This is a genomic window from Paraburkholderia sp. J7 (genome assembly GCF_905220155.1).
Lineage (GTDB): Bacteria > Pseudomonadota > Gammaproteobacteria > Burkholderiales > Burkholderiaceae > Paraburkholderia.
In genome coordinates this window covers 1-19,926 of sequence record NZ_CAJMYZ010000010.1, presented here as the reverse complement: position 1 = coordinate 19,926, position 19,926 = coordinate 1, and the positions used below count along the sequence as shown (strand labels likewise).

Annotated in this window: 17 protein-coding genes; 5 read left to right on the top strand and 12 right to left on the bottom strand. The window is 65.2% G+C overall.

Annotated features, from left to right (window positions below; translation table 11 throughout):
- Nucleotides 1-6 precede the first annotated feature (6 nt).
- The 8 genes from U5A58_RS17450 to U5A58_RS17415 all read right to left on the bottom strand — a co-directional run bounded on the left by U5A58_RS17450 (nucleotide 7) and on the right by U5A58_RS17415 (nucleotide 10,131).
- Nucleotides 7-1,527 (bottom strand): efflux transporter outer membrane subunit, encoded by a 1,521-nt coding sequence (locus tag U5A58_RS17450; RefSeq protein WP_321962376.1) that lies wholly within the window; start codon nucleotides 1,525-1,527, stop codon nucleotides 7-9.
- Nucleotides 1,524-2,504 carry an HlyD family secretion protein gene (locus U5A58_RS17445; RefSeq protein WP_321962375.1) on the bottom strand — a complete coding sequence of 327 codons (981 nt, stop codon included), beginning with the start codon at nucleotides 2,502-2,504 and terminating at the stop codon, nucleotides 1,524-1,526. The genes U5A58_RS17450 and U5A58_RS17445 overlap by 4 nt, the downstream gene beginning before the upstream one ends.
- A 7-nt stretch (nucleotides 2,505-2,511) precedes the next feature.
- Nucleotides 2,512-2,721 carry a DUF1656 domain-containing protein gene (locus U5A58_RS17440; protein ID WP_158760323.1) on the bottom strand — a complete coding sequence of 70 codons (210 nt, stop codon included), beginning with the start codon at nucleotides 2,719-2,721 and terminating at the stop codon, nucleotides 2,512-2,514.
- Between the two features lie 37 nt (nucleotides 2,722-2,758).
- Nucleotides 2,759-4,894 (bottom strand): FUSC family protein, encoded by a 2,136-nt coding sequence (locus U5A58_RS17435; protein WP_321909396.1) that lies wholly within the window; start codon nucleotides 4,892-4,894, stop codon nucleotides 2,759-2,761.
- A 17-nt stretch (nucleotides 4,895-4,911) separates the two neighbouring features.
- Nucleotides 4,912-5,376 carry a MarR family winged helix-turn-helix transcriptional regulator gene (locus U5A58_RS17430; protein ID WP_158760321.1) on the bottom strand — a complete coding sequence of 155 codons (465 nt, stop codon included), beginning with the start codon at nucleotides 5,374-5,376 and terminating at the stop codon, nucleotides 4,912-4,914.
- 171 nt (nucleotides 5,377-5,547) lie between these two features.
- The gene (locus tag U5A58_RS17425) at nucleotides 5,548-6,234 is read right to left on the bottom strand and encodes an HAD family phosphatase (RefSeq protein WP_321962374.1); all 687 of its coding nucleotides are present in this window, start codon (nucleotides 6,232-6,234) and stop codon (nucleotides 5,548-5,550) included.
- Nucleotides 6,235-6,419: 185 nt separating this feature from the next.
- Complete coding sequence (locus U5A58_RS17420; RefSeq protein WP_321962373.1) at nucleotides 6,420-8,831, bottom strand: glycoside hydrolase family 31 protein; 2,412 nt, start codon at nucleotides 8,829-8,831, stop codon at nucleotides 6,420-6,422.
- Between the two features lie 31 nt (nucleotides 8,832-8,862).
- On the bottom strand, nucleotides 8,863-10,131 hold the full coding sequence (locus U5A58_RS17415) for an MFS transporter (protein ID WP_321962372.1): 1,269 nt from the start codon (nucleotides 10,129-10,131) through the stop codon (nucleotides 8,863-8,865).
- 428 nt (nucleotides 10,132-10,559) lie between these two features.
- On the opposite strand from U5A58_RS17415, the gene U5A58_RS17410 reads away from it, so the two are divergent.
- Nucleotides 10,560-11,729, top strand: coding sequence for a porin (locus U5A58_RS17410; RefSeq protein WP_321962371.1), 1,170 nt, complete (start codon nucleotides 10,560-10,562; stop codon nucleotides 11,727-11,729).
- Between the two features lie 119 nt (nucleotides 11,730-11,848).
- A complete protein-coding gene (locus U5A58_RS17405) occupies nucleotides 11,849-12,607 on the top strand; it encodes a class I SAM-dependent DNA methyltransferase (protein ID WP_321909833.1) in 759 nt (252 codons plus the stop codon).
- Between the two features lie 32 nt (nucleotides 12,608-12,639).
- Here U5A58_RS17405 and U5A58_RS17400 read toward each other — a convergent pair whose 3' ends face one another.
- Complete coding sequence (locus U5A58_RS17400) at nucleotides 12,640-13,785, bottom strand: alanine--glyoxylate aminotransferase family protein (RefSeq protein ID WP_321962548.1); 1,146 nt, start codon at nucleotides 13,783-13,785, stop codon at nucleotides 12,640-12,642.
- A 345-nt stretch (nucleotides 13,786-14,130) separates the two neighbouring features.
- On the opposite strand from U5A58_RS17400, the gene U5A58_RS17395 reads away from it, so the two are divergent.
- On the top strand, nucleotides 14,131-14,532 hold the full coding sequence (locus tag U5A58_RS17395) for a PaaI family thioesterase (RefSeq protein ID WP_321909387.1): 402 nt from the start codon (nucleotides 14,131-14,133) through the stop codon (nucleotides 14,530-14,532).
- Nucleotides 14,533-14,617: 85 nt separating this feature from the next.
- Here the strand turns inward: U5A58_RS17395 and U5A58_RS17390 are convergent, their stop codons facing one another.
- From U5A58_RS17390 to U5A58_RS17380, 3 genes are all read right to left on the bottom strand, one after another.
- Complete coding sequence (locus U5A58_RS17390) at nucleotides 14,618-15,412, bottom strand: ABC transporter ATP-binding protein (RefSeq protein ID WP_321962370.1); 795 nt, start codon at nucleotides 15,410-15,412, stop codon at nucleotides 14,618-14,620.
- Between the two features lies 1 nt (nucleotide 15,413).
- On the bottom strand, nucleotides 15,414-16,310 hold the full coding sequence (locus tag U5A58_RS17385; RefSeq protein WP_321962369.1) for an ABC transporter permease: 897 nt from the start codon (nucleotides 16,308-16,310) through the stop codon (nucleotides 15,414-15,416).
- 161 nt (nucleotides 16,311-16,471) lie between these two features.
- Entirely contained in the window at nucleotides 16,472-17,461 is a 990-nt protein-coding gene (locus U5A58_RS17380; RefSeq protein ID WP_321962368.1) for an ABC transporter substrate-binding protein, read from the bottom strand.
- Between the two features lie 1,008 nt (nucleotides 17,462-18,469).
- Here U5A58_RS17380 and U5A58_RS17375 point away from each other — a divergent pair.
- On the top strand, nucleotides 18,470-19,585 hold the full coding sequence (locus U5A58_RS17375) for a branched-chain amino acid ABC transporter substrate-binding protein (protein WP_158760309.1): 1,116 nt from the start codon (nucleotides 18,470-18,472) through the stop codon (nucleotides 19,583-19,585).
- A 143-nt stretch (nucleotides 19,586-19,728) separates the two neighbouring features.
- Nucleotides 19,729-19,926 (top strand): ABC transporter permease subunit (locus tag U5A58_RS17370; RefSeq protein WP_415774242.1); only part of this gene is annotated, 198 nt, incomplete at its 3' end.

Below are 19,926 nucleotides of genomic sequence, written 5' to 3'. Positions count from 1 at the left end.
GCGTCTTTAGTTCGCCGGCGCTGGCGACGTTGCAGCGGCTGCTGCCGGCGCGCTTTGAGCGCCTTGCTGCTGCAGCGTTTGCTGATTGCCTTCCCAGCCGCCGCCCAGCGCGAGGAACAACCGTACCTGGTCGAGCGCAACCTGGCCTTCGGCGGCCGCGACCTGCGCATGCACGCTGGTCAGCGTGCGCGTGGCGTCCAGATCGGAGAGGAACGGTTCGCGGCCCGCCGCATAGAGACGATGCGTTTCGTCCGCCGACTGCTGCGCGGACGTGTAGGCCGTGCGCAGCGCATCGGCGCGCTGGTCGTCGGCGGCGTAGGTCGCGAGGCTCGACTGCGTTTCGCGCAGCGCGTTGAGCACCACGCCGTCGAAGTGCGCGAGCGCGCCGCCCGTGGCCGCCTCTGCCGCATGCACGCGGTCGCGCTGGCCGTTGACCGGGAAGGTCCAGCTGATCAGGGGTCCGAATGACCACGCGTTGGTCGCGGGGGTGAACAAATCGCTCGTCAGGCCGATCGTGCCCACGCCCGCACCGAACGTGATGTCGGGGTACATCTGCGCGATCGCCACGCCAATGCGCGCGGTGGACGCCGCAAGCTGGCGCTCGGCCTCGCGCACGTCGGGCCGGCGCTTGAGGAGCGTCGCGCCATCTCCCACGGGAATCGGCTGCTTGAGTTTGGGCAGGCGCCTGCACGCAAGCGCGGCGGGCGGCAGGTCCTTGGGTGCGCGCGCGAGCAGCATGGCGAGCTGGTACTGGGCCACGCGGCGGCGTCCCTCGAAGCGCGGGATATCGGCGGCGATCGTGTTGGCCTGGGTCTGCCCGCGCGTCACATCGGGCTGGTTGCCGCGGCCCGCGTCGCGCAGGCGCTTCGTGAGCGCCACGCGCTCTTTCTGCAGCTTGAGCGATTCCTGCGCGATCTCCAGTTCCTCGGCGGCCGAGCACGATTCCACGTAAGCCTGCGCTACGCTCGCGACCACGGTGATGCGCGCGAGATCGGCGGCGGCTTCCACGGCTGCGTCGTCGGCGCGCGCGGCTTCCACGCCGCGCCTGAGCTTGCCGAACAGATCGAATTCGTACGACACGTTGAGGCCGAGGTCGCCCAGCGTCGCAACGGGCACTTTTTCGAACAGGAGGAACTGCTCGCCCGACACCTGCGCGCGCTCGACGGCGGCATGCGCGTTGCCCGAGAAACCGCCTTGCGCGTTGGCGATATCGACCGCCGCACGCGAGCGCGCGAGGTTCGCCGCCGCCACGCGCAGGTCCGTGTTCGACTTCAGCGCTTCCTGCACGAGTTCGTTGAGCGTGGGGTCGTCGTAAAGCTGCCACCAGTTGGCGGGCACGCCCAGTTGCGAAACGGGCGCATGGTCCGCGCCTTCGATCGGCCCTTGCGCGAACGGCGCATTGACCATGGCTTCCTGCGGCACGTGGTAGTTGGGACCGAGCGTGATGCACGCGCCGAGCGCGAGCGTGAGCGGCGCAAGCGCGAGGCTGGACCAGGAGCGGCGGCGCCAGAGACTGCGGCGTGTCATTGCGAAGCTCCGGCGGCCTGGGAAGCGGCAGGGGCGCTCGCGGCTATAGCGGGCTGCGAGGCGACGGCGCCGCTCGCGTTATTCGCGCCTGCGGCCTGGCGGTCGTTGCCCGCCTCCGTGCGTACGGCCACCGTTGCCGTGCGGCCCGCGATCATGCGGAAATCGGCGGGCACTTCGTCGAGCGCCACGCGCACCGGAATGCGCTGCGCGAGACGCACCCAGCTGAACGCCGGATTCACGTTGGGCAGCAGGTTCGGGGCCGCCTGGCGGTCGCGGTCCTCGATCGCCGCGACGATGCTTTGCACATGACCACGCAGCGGGCTCGACTCGCCCATCACCGTGATCTCCACGGGCTGGCCGATCTGAATGCCGTGCAGGCGCGTTTCCTCGAAGTAGCCATCCACGCGGAACGAATGCATGTCCACGACGGCGACCACGGCGCGGCCCGCGGTGACGTACTCGCCAACCCGCGGTGCGCGGTCGTTCAAATAGCCGTCCACGGGGCTCACGATGGTCGTGCGCTGCAGATTGAGCTTGGCGGTATCGACCTGGACCTGGGCGTCGGCCGCCGCGGCTTCGCCCTGATCGACGCGCGTGCGGCTTTCTTCGAGCGTTTCCGCCGCCACGAGATTGCCGAGCGCGATGTTGCGCGCGTATTCGCGCTTCGCCTGGGCGAGCGTGGCCTTGCGCTGCTCGAGCGTGGCCTGTGCGAGGCGCAGCGCGAGCGCGTAGCGCGCCTGGTCGATCACGAACAGCACCTGGCCTTGCTTGACCTGCTGGTTGTCGACGACGTCGACGCCGGTGATGAGGCCGCCTACGTCCGGCGCGACCTGGATCACGTCGGCGCGCACGCGGCCGTCGCGCGTCCACGGCGAGAACATGTAGTAGTTGACGATGCGCCACAGCACGAGGGCGGCGACCACGACGACGATGAGCGTCAGCAGGATCTGTCCTGCGGAGAACCAGGTTTTTTTCACGTTAACGTTATTTCACGAAGCGATGCGACACGATGACGACGGCAGCCAGCACGAACACATAAATGCCGAGATCGAAAATGGAACGATGCCACACGAGCCGGTAGAAGCCGACGCGCGTGAGCACCTTGCCGATCACGACATTGATGAGGTACGCGATCAGCATCAACACAAGCACGGTGGGCACGAACACACCAAAGATATCGATTTCGCCGATCATGATGCGGGTTTCGAAAAAGGATAAGAGGAATGCGCGCTCATACCGTGGCGTCCGGGTGGGAAGGCGACTGCGCCGACAAAGCGGGGTACAGCGCGAGCCGCATACCCACGAGCGCGTGCAGCGTGTTGCTCAACGAGCGCTGCGAAACGAGCGCGCGCGGCGCGCTCTGCGCCTCGGCGTCGCCTGCGGTGGCGGGCGGCAGTTGCGCGCGGGCGTGGGCCGCGACGCGGCGCATGGCGTCGTCGATGTTCGCGAGCAGCGCGGGTGGCGCGCTCTGGCGCTCGCTTTCGCGCGCGCAACGCGCATAGTGGTCGCTCACGCCGCTGAGCACGCGGTCGATCGCGTCGATCACTTCGCTGTCGAGCTTGCGCAGCGAGCGGCGCAAATCGAGCGCCGAGAGCGCGATGCGCAGATCGCGAAAGCTCTCGACCGACGGATGGCGATGGTCGTCGGATGCGGCCAGACGCGGAATGATCTGCATGAGCCGGTCGAGCATGCGCGAGGTGAGGTTGCGCTGGTCCGCGATGGGCGTGGGCGAGGCCGAGAGCGCGACGTCGCTCCAGCTCGAGCGCAATAGCCGCTTCGCCGCGAGTTCGGCGCCGAACGGGCGCGTTGCGCGCGTCCACAGGTACGCGAACAGCAGGCCCGCCACGCCGGCGATATTGCTGTTGAGGAACACGAGGAAGTCGGCCTCGTAGGCGCTCTGCACGCTGATGAAGGTCGCCGTGTTCACGGCCACGAGCATCGTCACCATATTGAAAGCAGGGCGTGGAATGAGCGTGCCGATCAGGATGAACGGCCCCGCGAACAGCAGCACGAGCATGGCGAAATCGTGCACCTTGGGCAACACGACGAACAGGTACAGGCCCGCAAAAACCACGCTTGCCGCCGTGGCGAGAAAGAAGCGGAACACGAGGGGCGCGGGCTCGTCGGACGCCGCGAAGAAGCAGCAGGCCACGGCCGCGAGTGTCACCGCGCCCGCGCCGTCGTGCCAGCCCGAACTCACCCACAGCCAGCAGGCCACGAGGATCGCGCTCATGGGCACGAAGCACGAGAACAACATGAGGCCGCGGTCGTAGAAGCGCTCGGTGCCGCCGAGCCGCCAGTGCCGATAGCGCGCGCGCCATGTGCCGCCCCCGTCGTGCGCGATAAGCGCGCGCAGCGCGCGGCAGTCCTGCCACACATCGATCACCTGGCCGAGGCGCCAGAGCGCGTTGGAGAGCAGCGCGCCTTCCCAGCTCGCAAGCGCGTCGCGCGCGGGCTGCAGCGCGGCGACGCGTCTGCGCAGGCTTTCCGCGGTCGCGTCGCCCGCGTCGTCGTGCATGTCGGCGGCGCGCGTGGGCAGCGGCTCGCTGAACCAGCGCGCCGCGTCGTCGAGCAGACTGTCGAGGCCCTCGGGCCACACATGCAAATCGCGGCGCAGCGCGATGAGCGGGTCGGCGAGCGCGGAAATCATCGGCAGAAAGAGCAGCATGCGCCCGCGCAGCGATTCGGCGCGCGAAAGGATTTCCGGGTGCGTGTGGTCGTAGCTCAGCTGGCTCAGCAGGAATTCGAGCTGGTTCACCGTGGCCGCCAGTCGCTGGCGGCAGGCCGAAAGCGCGTTGCCCACAATATGGCCCGAGAGCGTTTCGCTGCCGTACCAGGCGGCGTCGCGGAACCACGCGTCGGCGCGTTCGATCAGCGTGGGCGCGAGGCGGCTCGGCAAAATGTTGCTGCCCACCACGCTCGCGCAAATGATGCCGAGCGTGATTTCCTCGGTACGCGCGATGGCCACGTCGAAGATCGTGGTGGGATCGGTCACCGTGGGCAGCGCGATGAGCGGCATGGTGTAGCCCGCGAGCATGAACACATAACTGCGCGCGGTTCGGTCCGAGATCGCCAGAAAGAGCAGCGTGCCGGTCCACGCGGCGACGATCACGCTGAAAAGCAGTGGCGTTTCGACGAAGGGCGGCACGAGCAGGATGGCAGCGGCCGCGCCGAGCGCCGTGCCGAGCGCGCGATACAGCGCCTTCGAGCGCGTGGCGCCCACGAAGGGGTTCGAGACGATGTACACGCTTGCCATCGCCCAGTAGGGACGCGGCAGCTGGAATACGAGCGCGATATAGAGCGCAAGCATCGACGCGGCGAAGGTCTTGACCGAAAAGAGCCAGTCGCGGATGGAGGGGTAGGTCATGGGTCCGCTTTCTGCTTTCAGTCGTGTAAGGCCCGGTCAGCCTGGTCAGCGGAGGGCGCCGCATTGAACGCGTTGAGCACGCGCAGCGTCGCTTCGAGGTCGGCGCGGCTCACGCCTTTGAGCACGCGCGCACGCAGCGAGCGCAGTTCGTCCTCCATGCGCTCGGTCACGGCGCGGCCTTCGCTCGTTAGCGAGATCGTTTTCGCTCGGCGGTCGTCGGGGTCCTCGTCGCGGCGTACGAGCCCGGCGGCGCACAGCTGGTCGAGCAGCCGCACGAGCGAAGGGCCTTCAATGCCCACGTGCTCCGCGAGCGTGACCTGGCGCACGGCTTCGCCAAGACGCCCGGCGGTGAGAAGCGGCGCGGCGCACGCTTCGGAGACGTTGTATGCGGTGAGCGCGCCGTGCGTCGTGCGCCGCCATTTGCGTGCCGCCACCACGAGCGTGCTGCTAACCGCAAGGCGTAAAGTATGAAGATTCGACATCGGCGGATAATAGCCCAAAGCGATTCGATAGCAAACTATCTTTTTCTTTCGCAGCGCCACGACTCGGATGGTATGCGAGTCGGGAGCGGGCTGCTTTCTATGTGGTGCGCGGTGATGCGTGGGGCCAACAATACGCGGGGAGCGCGCCTGTTGGCCGTTTTTTATAGGCGCTTAACGATTTGACCAGCCGGCAAGCAGGGCGGGGAGCTGCACCATGTCGGTGAAAACGTGCGCAACGCCCGCCTCGAGCAACGCTTGCGCGCTGCTGTGGCCGGGCTCGGGCGGGCTGTAGCCGAATACGGTGGCGCCCGCAGCGAGGCCCGCGCGCGCGCCCGTGACCGTGTCCTCGATCACGGCGCAGCGTCCGGCCGCGACGCCCAGACCGGCCGCCGCCGCGAGATAGACATCGGGATGCGGCTTGCTGCGCGGCGTTTCGTGGCCGCTGTAGATGTGCCCTTCGAAGCAGTCGAGCAAGTTCACCTTGCGCAGTTGCAGCTCGACCTTGCGCCGGTCAGCACCCGAAGCCACGGCGATGCGCCCGTCCATTGCCGCGTGCACCGCGTGAACGGCAGCGGGCGCGCCCGGAATCTCGACGAGATCGCGCTCGAGCGCCTCGTTGCGGCGCGCGCGAAAGCCTTCGAGCCAGGCGTCCGTGATCGCGAAGCCCGTGTGCGCCTCGATACGCGCCGCTTCGTCTTTCACGGCCTTGCCCACGAAGATGCCCATGGCCTCGTCCACGGAGAGCGTCCAGCCGAGTTCGCCCAGCATCTGCGTGAGGACCACGTGCGTAATGCGCTCTGAGTCGACGAGAACGCCGTCACAGTCGAAGAGGATGGCGTCGAAAGGGATGGGGGACATCGTTTGCCTGCGGTTGCGTTATGCCGTGCGCATCGGGATCGCGCACGCAAGAGCGCGATGATAACCGGGGTCGCGTTTGTGTGGGCTTTTCGCGGGCAATTCACTGAAGCGGCGGCGGGCCAGGGCGGCCCGCCATACGGGGTGCGGTATCAGCCGGACTGACCGGCGCCCGGTGTCCCGCTACATCAACCGAGTTCGATGACGATACGGCGCCAGCCGCCCATGCGCTCGTCCGTGACGATGCGCCCCGCGGCCACGGCCACGCCGCGCGCTTCGCTTGCGGGCAAGCGGATCTCCGCCGACATAGGCGCATGAGGCATCGCCCCGGTCGCTTCGACGGCGAGCGTGAGGGTGGTTGCGTCGCCTTGCGCGCGCACAATCCACTCGCCGAACGCGCCATGCCGCCACGCCTCCGATTCGCCGTCGTCCTCCACATAGCGGCGGCACACGCGTTCGCCGCCCGCGAACGGCACCACGATGAATGCGCGCTGATCGGCGCGATGCCCGAACTGCTGTTCGGCGACGTTCAGCGCAATCACGCTGCCCTCGCGCACCAGCATGGCGGGCCGGTCCCACGGCGCGGGCAGCGTCACGCTCTGGCCGCCCTCGAACGGTTCGCCGCTCCAGTAGCAGGTCCAGCGCGCCCCGGTTGGTAGCCAGACTTCGCGCTCCGTTTGCCCCGGCTCGACCACGGGCGCCGCAAGCAGCGAAGCGCCGACCATCATGTCGTCGGATTCGGCGTAGCAGCGCGCGTCGTCGGGAAACTCAGCGAAGGTCGGGCGCAGTACGGGCTCGTAGTGCGTCGTCGAATCCCAGAGCAACTGATACAGATAAGGCAGCAGCCGGTAGCGCAGTTTGAGCAGCGCCGAAACCTGGGGCGTGAGCTGTGGGTACATCCACGGTTCGTTGACCGTGCCGTCGTCGTTCCAGGAGTGAATGGAAAAGCGCGGCATCCACACGCCGAACTGTATCCAGCGCATGAACAATTCCGGCTCGGGTGCGGGACCCGCAAAGCCGCCAATATCGTGGCCGATGTTCGACACGCCCGAAAGCGCCAGCCCCAAGCCCATTTTCAGGTTGTAGCGCAGCGTTTCCCACGAGGTGCAGTTGTCGCCCGACCAGGTCTGCACGTAGCGCTGCATGCCCACGCCGCCCGAGCGCGAAACGAGGAAAGGGCGCGTATTGGGCGCGTGCTCGCGCTGCGCGTCGCGCGAGGCGCGCATCATCAGCAGCGTTTGCAGAACCTTCGTTTCACGCGCGGGCCACGGCGTGCCGAAGCCATGCGCCATGGCGTGGGGCGACCCGATCTCGAACTCGTTGTTGTCGTTCCACGTGGCGGCGATGCCGTAGCGCAGCAGCGCGTCTTTCACGTGCTCTTTCCACCAGAGCGCGGCGGCGGGATTCGTGAAGTCGAGATACGCGCCTACCTCGTCCCAGAACTGCACCCACGCCGGTTCGCCGTTGCGGTCCTCGATCAGCAAGCCTTCTCGCGCGGTTTGTTCGAACTCCGGATGATCGCGCAGCAAGCATGGTTTGATATTCGCGCATAGCTTCACGCCATTTTCAAGGTAATCCTGAACGAATCCCGAAATGTCGGGAAACTTCTCGTGATTCCAGTTGAACACATAGCGCTTCGCGCCGATCGACGTATAGCCCGACGACAGATGAAACGAGTCGCAAAGCATATCGTGCTCGCGGCAACGCTCGAGGAATTCGCCCATGCGGCGCTGCGCGTCGGGCGCATCGGTGTAGCTCATGGTCGAGCCCGAGTAGCCGAGGCCCCACTTCGGCATGAGCGCCGGGCGGCCCGTGAGCCATGTGAAGCGTCGCACGGCCGCAAGCGGCGTTTGCGGCGAGGCGATGAAGTAGTAGTCGAGATCGCCGTGGTCGGCGACGAAGTGGCGGTAGGGGCCGTGATAGTTGTCCAGCTCGCGGCCCATGTCGAAGGTGCAGTCGGCGAGCGTGTCGTAAAAGAGGCCGAAGCCGAGCCGCGCATCGCGTTGCCAGGTCAAAGAGAACGGAATGTGCTTGTAGAGCGGGTCGGTTGTTTTCGCGTTGTAGCCCATCGCGTCGACATTGGTCATGCGGTAGCTTTGGTTCGCGCGGTCGAGCGAGCCGGCGCGTTCGCCAAGACCCAGATACATCTCGCCGGGCTGGCGGCGCACGTAATGGTAGACGCGCTCGTCCCACCAGCCAAAGTTGTAGGCCTGCGTCGCGCGGTCCTGCAGCACGCAGAGCCAGCCGTCGCCGTCGCGCATTTCCCACGTGCAATGGCCGCCTGCCAGCGCGATGGTGAGCCGGATCTGCGAGGTCTCGATGCAGATCTCATCCGGATTGGCAAGGATGCCGAACGAAGGTAGCGTGAAGCCGGTCACATCGAGCCGGTCGCGGCCCTCGTACGGAACGTCTTCTAGCCCTGGCGCAATGGCCCACGTGCGCGGCCCATGCGCGCGGCCATCGGGCAGTACGCGTACGCGCACGATATCTTCTTCGAGCACGAACACATCGATCGTGGCGCCCTGAGCGCTTTCGAGGCACAGGTGGTGCCCGTCGTGCTTCGCGAGCGTGAACCTGGGGGGATGGAGGAGCGTCGTCATGGGTAATCCTTGTTGGTCTTGCCGGGCGCTGTCATGCGCGCGCCAGCTTGTATTCGCTGCGCGATTGCCCCCGGATGAGCCACACGAGCAGCGCGGCGCCGATCAGGTCGAACGCGCCGAGGCTCGCGAACAGTGGGCCGTAGCCGACCTTGTCGGCGAGCGCGCCGACCACGAGCGAGAAGCTCAGTCCGCCGATCCACGCAGCCATGCCCGCGAAGCCGCTTGCCGTGCCGACTTCGCGCGGGTCGAACACATCGGCGGCGAGCGTGTTGACGAGCGCGGAGATCATCTGGTGGGCGAAGCCGCCGACGCAAAAGAGCGCGATGGCCGTATACGGCGAAGCGACGAGCCCGATGCACGCGGGCCCGATCATCATGAACGCGCCGAGCACCACGCCCGCCACGCGCGACCAGAGCAGCGGCAAACGGAAATGGCGCATCAGGAAGGGCGAGAGATAGCCGCCCAGAATGCCGCCCAGGTCCGCGGCGACGAAGGGCAACCATGCGAACGCGGCAATTTGCTTGAGGTCCATGTGGCGTTCCGTGGCCAGATAGAGCGGGATCCAGAAGCTGAAGGTTTGCCAGGCCGGTTCCGCGAAGAAGCGCGGCAGTGCAATCGCCCAGAAGCGCCGCGAGGTGACGACCTCGCGCGTGCTCGCCTTGCCCTGCGCGGCCGGGCGGTGCTGCCCTTCCACGATGAACGCGCGCTCGCCTTCGCTAATGCGCGGGTGAGCGCTGGGCGCGCGATACAGCGCGTACCAGGCGGCGGCCCAGATGAAACCGACCGCGCCCGTCACGATAAAGGCCGTTTGCCAGCCAAAGCGCAGAGAAAAGAAAATGACGACGGGCGGCGCGAGCACGGCGCCCAGCGACGTGCCCGCGTTGAAGTACCCGACTGCCACCGACTTTTGCCGGTCGGGAAACCATTCCGCAACGGCCTTCATGCCCGAGGGAATGGCCGCGGCTTCGAAAAGACCGAGCAGGCCGCGCATGGCGCCGAGCGACAGCCAGCCCGTGGCGAAGCCGTGCATGACGCCCGCTGCGGACCACAACGCGGCGAACAGCGTGAAGCCGATGCGCAGTCCGAGCAGGTCGACGATGATGCCGCAGACCGGCTGCATGATGGTGTAGCCGATTTGAAAGGCGGCGACGATATACGAATATTGCTGCGTGCTGAAGCTCAGCACGTGCCGGAGTTCGGGCGCGAGCACCGCCAGCGAGTTGCGCGCCAGGTAGTTCAGAATGGTGCCCACGCAAACGAGGGCAATGATCCACCAGCGCAGGCCTTTGACTGTTTTCAAGTTTTGTCTCCTCCTGTTTCCGCGCGCGGTGACGTGTTGCGCCTGGAAAACAGTTCACTGTACTAATTAAATGGGCTTTTTCGTGTAGGCGCTCCGTGTCGTGCGTGCTGGGTCGTGACCGCTACAAGTTATACGACAACGCACATCTATGTTTTCGCTGATGCTAAGTTTTGCGGCTAGCAGGTGTCAAGATACGCAGGGCCAGGCAGACGACGCCGGTACGCGTGTTTGGCGCTTTATATTTCGCCGGGTTGAGCGAAATCACACCTTTGCGATAAAGGCCGGCGTACCGTGGGAGGGGTGCTTGACGGCGTTCAGGTGCAAATCTACGATGGCTCCGATTTTTCATGATATCGGTTGTCGTATGACATGGCTTATCACCTGTTTCGTTCGGCTAGCCGGTGCGTTCAATAACATAAGGAGACCTGATGAAAAAACACGCTACGCTGCGTGCCTTTCTGCTTGCGGCAGCAATCTGCGAGGTGGCACCCGTTCAAGCGCAATCGAACGTGACGCTATACGGCGTCGTGGACGACGCGATCAGCTACGTCAACAACCAGAACGGCAGCTCGAACGTATACCTGCGGCAGGGCAACCTTTACGCCTCCAAGTTCGGACTTCGCGGCAACGAAGATCTGGGCGGGGGAACACGCGCGATCTTCGACCTTCAGGCAGGCTTCGACGCGAACACGGGCGCGGCGTCGTCGGCCGGATTGCTCTTCAACCGCCAGGCCTACGTGGGCCTCGCCAACGACACCTACGGCACCGTGACCATGGGCCGCCAGTACACGCCCTATATGCTTTTCGTCGGGCCGCTTGCGTCCAGCAGCTGGCTCACGGGCGCGACCGGCGCGCACCCGGGCGATTACGACAGCCTCGACACGACGGTGCGCATCAACAATGCGCTCACCTATACGTCACCCGTTTTCAAGGGCGTGAGCGCGAGCGTGCTGTACGGATTCAGCGGCATAGCCGGCAGACCGGGCGCGGGGCAGAGCCTCAGCGCCGCGCTGCGCTACACGGCAGGCCCGCTGAGCCTCGCGGCCGGTTATCTGCGCTTGAATAACACGGGCCGCACGCCGAACTTCGATCCGAACGCGTCGGGCTCGTTTGCCGTTTCGGCGGTGAATCGCGGCTATGCGTCGGCGCGCGCGGTGCAGAACATCGCCGCCGCCGGCAACTACACGCTGGGCGATTTCACTTTCGGCTTGAATTACACCAACGTGCAATATCTGGCGGGCGGCAGCGCGGCGTTCGCGAACACGGCCGTGTTCAACACGTACGGCGCACTGGCCGCATGGCGCGCGACACCGGCGTTCGATCTCGCGGGCGCGTTCTCGTACACCATGGCGGCGAAGGCGAACGGCATCGCGAACGCAGCGCGGTACCAGCAATACTCGCTGCGCGAGTCATGGCATCTTTCGAAGCGCACCACGCTCTATGCGCTGCAGGCGTATCAGCGTGCGAGCGGTCAGACGCTCGGCGCCACGGGCGTTATCACCGGTGCCGTGGCGACAGTGGGGGACTCGCAGAACGCAACGCCTTCGTCGACGAACGCGCAGTTTGTCGGCATGGCGGGGATTTCGGTGCTGTTCTAGTCCGGCCGGACCTACCCGGCCAGCCAGGTCCGGCTGGGTAGGTGTAGCCTGATGCGGCGTTGGTCCGCAGGCGTGAAACGATGGACAATAGCGTACCCAATCGCCATCCAACCGCTCTCATGTCCACCGACGACAAGAACACCACCCCAGCGCCCAACGAACCGCCCGGCCGCGCCAGCTACACGCAGTTCGCCGATCGCTACGCCGAGCAGGCCCCCGTCAAGCCGCATAACGCGCTCTACGAGCGTCCCGCCACGCGCTCCCTGCTAGGCGCGGTGGCGGGGCTCGACGTGCTCGACGCGGGCTGCGGGCCCGGCATCGTGAGCGCGGAGCTGGCGGGCGAGGGCGCGCGCGTGCAGGCCTTCGACGTTACGCCTGCGATGGTCGAACTGGCGAAGACGCGTTGCGCGGGCCTTGCCGTCGAGCTCACGCAGGGCGATCTCGCGCAGCCGCTTGAATGGCTCGCGAGCGCTTCGGTCGACCGTATCGTGTGCTCGCTCGCGCTCGATTATGTCGAGCACCTCACGCCGACGTTTCAGGAGTTTCACCGCGTGGCGCGCCCAGGCGCATTGCTGGTGTTTTCGATGTCCCATCCCATGCGCGACTGGATCGACACGCGCACGCGCGGTTCGCGCACCTACTTCGAGACGACGCGCTTCGGCCTGCATTGGGGCGGCTTTGGCGAGCCGAAGCCCTGGGTGGAAGCATTCAGGCGCCCGCTTGCCGATATCTTCAACGCGCTCATGGAAACGGGCTGGGCCATCGACCGCGTGCTCGAACCCGTGCCGCAAGCGGAAATGAAGGCGGTATCGCCGGCGCTGCACGCAGAACTCGTGCAGTCGCCGGCGTTCATCTGCGTGCGCGCGCGGCGCGTTTGAGTGCTTGAGCGGCCGCGCGGCGCGATGAGCGCTTAACGGCGCGCTTCGCGCGAGCCGGCCGAAAGCGACTCTTCGAGCGCGGCAACCCCGGCGGGCAGATCGACCTTCACGCCGAGGTCGCTCATCGTGCGGCCGAGCGCGTGCACGGTGCGGAAGAGATTGTGCTCGCGGCACTGCTCGCCCATTTGCCCGATGCGAACGATCGGGAGACCGAACGATCCGGCAATCTCAACCTGATATTGCTGCGAGATGTGGTTGCACACCTCGCGCGCGGTCGCGCCTTCGGGCAGTTCGATGCCGACCACGGAATTCAGGCGGCACGTTGGCGGCGTATACAGCGCGAGGCCCAGCGCGCTCACGCCGCTTTGCAGCGCGAGCGAGCAGCGCAGGTGGCGCGCAAAGCGCTTTTCAAGCGTTTCCGTGCACACGAGGCGCAGCGCCTCGTGCAGCGCCAGCACGCCCGAAACGGGCGCGGTGTAGTGGTAACCGGCGTTGTGCCAGAAGTTTTCGGCGAGCATGGCGTCGAGGCACCAGTGCGTGTTCGGCGCGGTGCGCGTGCGCACGCGCTCCCATGCGGCGTTCGAGAAGGCAATGAGCGACACGCCGGGGATCGACGAGAGGCCTTTTTGTCCGCCCGTGATCACGACGTCGATGCCCCAGGCGTCCATTTCCAGCGGCATGGTGCTGAGCGTGCACACGGCGTCCACCACCACGAGCGCGCCGGCGGCCTTGGCAAGCTGCACGATTTCCTTGAGCTCACGATTCCAGACCGTGTTGGACGTTTCGCCATGGACGATCGTGACGACTGCCGGGCGCGTGCGTTCGATGGCCTGCGCCACGGCTTCGAGCGAGGCGATCTCGCGGTTGGCCACGTCGAGCGTGGTGACTTCGGCGCCCACGCGGCCCGCCATTTCGGCCATGCGCTGGCTGAAGAAGCCGTTGACGATGGAGAGCACGCGGGTGCCGGGCCACGCGAGGTTCGAGATCGCCATTTCCATGGCCGCCGAGCCCGGTCCGGCTACGCCGAGCACCCAGTTCGAGTGCGTCTGGAACACGTAGCGCGCCATCGCCTTCACCTGGTGAATGACGCGCGCCATGGTGTCGCCGAGGTGATTGATGACGACGGTGTTGGCCTTGGCCACGGCGTCGGGAATCGGCACAGGGCCCGCACCCATCATGAGGAGCGGCTCCTCGGGCAGGATGCGGTCGAGCGTATCGACAGTGGGGCAAGGCACGGGCGCGGCCCCGGCCGCCGCCGCCGCGGCAGCGCGCGAAGGGGGCAGCGGATCGGAGTGGAGCGCGTTGTCGTTCATCTTGGGTACCTTGATTGACCGGGAAGTGGGTTGCGTGGGAGGCGCGGATCGTGCGCCTTCAGGCAGTGTTGTGCGGCGCGGCAGTGCTGGCCATGTACAGTTGCGCGGAATTTCGCTGAACAGTCGTTCGGGCGGCATTGCTGCGCTGCGGCCTTCGTACAGCCACCCTATAATCGATCGCATCGCCCGATAATGCAAGGAAGACAGCGTATGTCGCAATTCGCCGTGGACAATCCATTTCTTGAAACGCTCGGCGTGAGCGTCGCGCAGTGGCGCGAGGGTTATGCGGAGCTTGTCATGCCTATCGACGCTTCGAAGCTCAATCGCCAGGGCGTGCTGCAAGGCGGCGCGATTGCCACGCTGCTCGACGCGGCGGCTGGCTATGCGGGGTTGTTCGCGCCGGTTGGCGACGCACCGCGCCATGGCTTCACGCTCTCGCTCACGACCAACTACCTCGACAAGGGACTTGGCCAGTTCGTGCGCGCGAAGGGATTTCTGGAGCGTGGCGGCCGCTCGATCTTCTTTGCGCGCGCCGAGGCGTGGGTGGACGATCAGTTGCTGATTGCGAGCGCGCAGGGGACGTTCAAGTATTCGTATCCGAAGAAGGCTTGAACGGTCGTCATGCCGGGTTGAAAAAGCCCGCCGTCTCGATCGAGGGGCGGGCCTGGCGTGAGCGGCGGTTTTTTGCGGAAGCGCGTTATCCCAGCAGCAGCGCGTCGTCGTCGAGCTTCTCGTGGCGATTCTGCTCGAACATGCGCAACAGGTCAGGCACGTCGAGTCCGCGGCGCGCATCACCCGAAACGTCGAGCACCACCTGACCCTGGTGCAGCATCACCGTGCGCTGGCCGTAGTCGAGCGCCTGGCGCATGCTGTGCGTGACCATCATGGTCGTGAGCTTCGCTTCCTCCACGATACGCGCGGTCAACTCCAGCACGAACGCGGCCGTTTTCGGATCGAGCGCGGCCGTGTGCTCGTCGAGCAGCAGGATGCGCGAGGGCCGCAGCGACGCCATCAGCAGACTGACCGCTTGACGCTGGCCTCCCGAAAGCAGGCCGATGCGATCGGTCAGACGATTTTCCAGACCCAGATTCAAGAGCCGCAGCTTCGCGCGAAATAGTTCGCGGTCCTGCTTTTTCAGGGCGGGACCGAAGCCGCGGCGCTTGCCGCGCGCCATCGCGAGCGCCATGTTCTCTTCGATGGTGAGCGCCTCGCAGGTGCCGGCCATCGGGTCCTGAAACACGCGGGCGACGAGAGGCGCGCGGTCCCAGGCCTGTTGCTTCGTGACGTCGTGGCCGTCGATGGTGATCGTGCCGCTATCCACGCGCTGGTCGCCGCTGATCGCGTTGAGGAAAGTGGACTTGCCTGCGCCGTTCGAACCGATCACGGCCACGAACTGGCCGCTCGGAATCTCGAGCGTGAGCCCGCGCAGCGCGCGCGTTTCGATCGGCGTGCCGGGGTTGAAAGTCAGTTTGAGGTCTTTGGCGCTGAGCATTTCATGCCCTCCCGTTCTTGCGGCCGAACAGCTTCTTGCGCGTGGCGGGGAGCACGAGCGCGATTGTCACGAGCACGGCGGTGACGAGATTCAGGTCCTGCGCCTTGAGGCCGATGAAGTCGCTGTTGAGCGCGAGCGCAATGAAGAAGCGATACAGGATTGCGCCGAGCACGGCGGCGAGCGTGGTGAGCACGAGCCGTCGCGCGGGCAGGACGCTCTCGCCGATGATCACGGCCGCAAGCCCGATCACGATGGTGCCGATGCCCATTGAAATGTCCGAGCCGCCCTGGGTTTGCGCGAAAAGGGCGCCGGCCAGCGCGACGAGCGCGTTGGACAGCGCCATGCCGGCGAGCGTTGCGCGGCCCGTGGCGATGCCCTGCGCGCGCGCCATGCGCGGATTCGCGCCCGTTGCGCGCAGCGCGAGACCGTATTGCGAAGAGAAGAACCAGTCGAGCCCGAACTTCGCAGCCAGCACGACGACGAGCAGCGCGAGCGGGCGCAGCACGTAGTCGGGCAGCCATGCGGGCTGGATCATCGTGAATACCGTGGCTTCGGAAATGAGCGGCACGTTCGGCGCGCCCATCACGCGCAGGTTGATCGAGTAGAGCGCGATCATCATGAGGATGCTCGCGAGCAGATCCATGATCTTCAGGCGCACGTTGAGCCAGCCCGTAATGAAGCCGGCGATTGCGCCCGCAACGATCGCACAGGCGGTCGCGAGAAACGGATCGTGGCCCGCGGCGATCAATGTGGCCGCCACGGCGCCGCCCAGCGGAAAGCTGCCGTCGACGGTGAGATCGGGGAAGTTGAGGATGCGAAACGAGATCAGCACCCCGAGGGCCACGAGACTGAAGATCAAGCCGATCTCGAGTGCGCCCAGAAGCGAGTAGAGGGACATGAGGAGAAATCCTGTTGCGGTCTGCGGCGGCGGTGCGCCGGAGTCGATGCGCGGCGTACCGCCCGGATGGGGCAGCGCGCCGTTGTGCATCGTCGTTACGCAAATGAGCGGCCTTTAACGGGCCTGGCAGTGTGGCGCGTGCAATGCGCCACGCCTGCGGCTTACTTCACGACCGTGGTCGCGTCCTTGAGCAGGTCGGCCGAGAGCGTCACGCCTTGCTTTTGCGCGGCGGCCGGATTCACGAACAGTTGCAGCTTGCTGCTGGTTTCCGAGGCGATTGCGCCCGGCTTTTCGCCCTTGAGAATACGCACGACGACCTTGCCCGTTTGATGGCCGAGGTCGCTGTAGTCGATGCCGAGCGCCGCGATGGCGCCGCGCTTCACGCTGTCCGTGTCCGATGCGACGAGCGGGATCTTCGCGTCGTTGGCGACCTTCACAAGCGCTTCGTATGCCGAAACCACGTTGTTGTCGGTGTTCGTGTAGATCACGTCGACCTTGCCGATCAGGCTCTTCGCAGCCGGGCCGATGTCCACGGTGCGCGGCGCGGCGGCTTCCTTGAGCGTCATGCCCTGTTGCGCGAGCAGTTCCTTGAGCGCCTTCACGACCACGACCGAATTCGCTTCGCCCGGGTTATAGACCATGCCGACGGTTTTCGCGTTCGGCACGACGCGCTTGATGAGCGCGACCTGCTTGTCGAGCGGCAGCTTGTCGGAAACGCCGGTCACGTTCGTGCCGCTCGGCGTCCATGTCTTGACGAGTTGTGCGGCCACCGGATCGGTCACGCCCGAGTACACCACGGGCACGGACTTCGTTGCGGCCACAACGGCCTGCGCAGAAGGCGTGGCGATCGCCACGATCGCGCTCGGGTTGTCGCCCACGAACTTGCGCGCGATCTGCGCGGCGGTGCCCGTGTTGCCTTGCGCGCTCTGGTATTCCCACTTGAGATTCTTGCCGGCGTCGTAGCCGGCGGCCTTCAGTTCGTCGCGCACGCCGTCGCGGATCGCGTCGAGTGCCGGGTGCTCGACGATCGACAGCACTTCCACGGTCGCGGTTTCGGTGGCGCGTGCGGCGCCCGAAGTCAGCGCGAGCGCGGCGGCGCTGGCGATCAGGGAAAGGGTGGCGGCAGCGGCTGCCTGCTTGAAGGTCTTCATGCTGTTTGATCTCCCCCGAGTGCTGGGTTCTTGCGGTTTTTTCGGATCTGCAGGGTGCGGCATCGCCGGTTTCACACGTGGCGGGAGCACGCGGCGTGCGCCGTCGTGGTGCATGCGGGCGCGGCGAGGGAGCGAGGATACCACCGACTCTTGCGGGGCTGGAACGCGTTGGCGGGACAGTGAGGCGGCCGCGCGACGGTGCCGTGAAGATTTATTCGAGATTGCACAAGCCGATTATGAGGAACCGCCGCGCTTTAGCGAAAGGTTTCTGACTTTCGGGGTTTGGGTGGAAAGTGAGGGTGAGGTGGGGGGTGATATGGATCGTGTGTTGATCTCAAAAATTGCATTTTAAGGCTATTGTAATATTTATCCTTATAAATCAACGATTTGGCGCATTTTGCATTTAGGGTATTCCCGGTATCTCGATAATATGTTCGATGATTTTTGTGTGGTTGTCGATTGATATTTATTTTATTGATTCGTGCGATTTGTCGATCGGATTTCGCTGAAAATTAAAATAACCGGCAAAGCCGCGTAAAAATCAGAAATCCTGTCATTCCGTACACCCGCATCAGCCGGTCATCTCAGGGCGGAGAGTGGTCTGCAACCCGCATGAGCGGGCATTTTCCCGAGCCTTTTCAAGCGCTTTCCGGCACTCCCCTCAATTGACCGATGTCAAAAGTCAAGTCGATATCCGAAAAAACCCTTAGTTGCCGTGAAAATGGATTATTGATAGCATCCGCGGGTCGCTGATTCAGGCCGGTCCACCTTACCGGTACGAATTGCAGCGAACGGGGCAGGCGGATCGCTTGCGCAACAGAGTCTGTAACTCAGCAGTCTCTCCGAACTCAGCTGCCTACCAGGGCGCTGATACACGCCGGGCCCCGTCACGTCTTTTTCTCTGGTGCTCGTCGTGGTTGTTCCCCATTGAATGTCATTGGGGCGCTGTTCGTTTGCGCAGGTCATTCCGTCTGACCGGTTGACCCGAAAACAATCGAGGAGCTCCTGATGACGTTGTCCCGTCTTACCGCTGTTTCCGTGGCTGCCGCGCTGCTCGCATTTGGTGCAAGCGCAAACGCCGACACCGTGAAGATCGCCATTGCCGGCCCGTTCAGCGGCCCGGTCGCCCAGTACGGCGACATGGTCAAGGCGGGCGCGCTGACTGCCATCGAGCAGATCAACGCCGCCGGCGGTGTGAACGGCAACAAGCTTGAAGCCGTCCTGATGGACGACTCGTGCGAGCCGAAGCAGGCTGTCGCCGTCGCCAACAAGATCGTTTCGCAGCACATCCAGTACGTGGTTGGCCACGTTTGCTCGGGCTCGACGATTCCCGCCTCGGACATCTACGAGAACGAAGGTGTTGTGATGGTCACGCCGTCGGCCACCGCGCCGCAGCTGACCGAAGGCAAGAAGCGCCAGTTCATCTTCCGCACCATCGGCCGCGACGACCAGCAAGGTCCGGCAGCCGCCGCCTACATCATCAACAAGGTCAAGCCGAAGAAGGTCGCGATCCTGCATGACAAGCAGTCGTACGGCCAGGGCATCGCCACGTCGGTCAAGGCCGCGCTCGACAAGGCACACATTCCCGTTGTCGTGTTCGAAGGCATCAACGCCGGTGATTCGGACTACTCCGCAGTCGTCACGAAGCTCAAGTCGCAAGGCGTGGACTTCGTCTACTTCGGCGGTTACCACCCGGAAATGGGCCTGCTCATGCGCCAGTCGCGTGAACAGGGCGTGAAGGCTACGTTCATGGGTCCGGAAGGCGTGGGCAACAAGGACGTGACGGCCATTGCCGGCCCGGCTTCGGAAGGCATGCTCGTCACACTGCCCGCCGACTTCGCATCGGACCCGGCCAACGCCAAGCTCGTGAAGGCATTTGCCGACGCCAAGCGCGACGCGAACGGCCCGTTCCAGATGCCGTCGTATGCCGCGGTTGAAGTGATCGCCGACGGCATTGCCGGCGCGAAGAGCACGGACCCGACCAAGGTTGCCGCCTACCTGCACAAGAACGCGTTCAACACGCCGATCGGCAAGGTCGAATACGACGCACAGGGCGACCTGAAGTCGTTCCGCTTCGTCGTCTACACGTGGCACAAGGACGCCACCAAGACCGCCGCGAACTGATCCCGGCGCTGCACGTAGCAAACGCCCCGCGCCTGGTGGCGGGGCGTTTTTGCAGCGGTTGCGCGCGCAACTAAAGCAACAGGATCGGTTTCAAAGGTCTCTCCAAAGGTCTCTCATCGGCTTCACGGCCGCGGGGCTTACGCATGAATGATTTTCTTCCGCAGTTCACCCAGCAGCTCGTCAACGGGCTTACGCTGGGCGCGATCTATGCGCTGATCGCCATCGGCTACACGATGGTCTACGGCATCATCGGCATGATCAACTTCGCTCACGGCGAGATCTACATGATCGGCGCTTATGTGGGCCTCGTCACGCTCACGGCCATCGGCACTTCGGCGGGT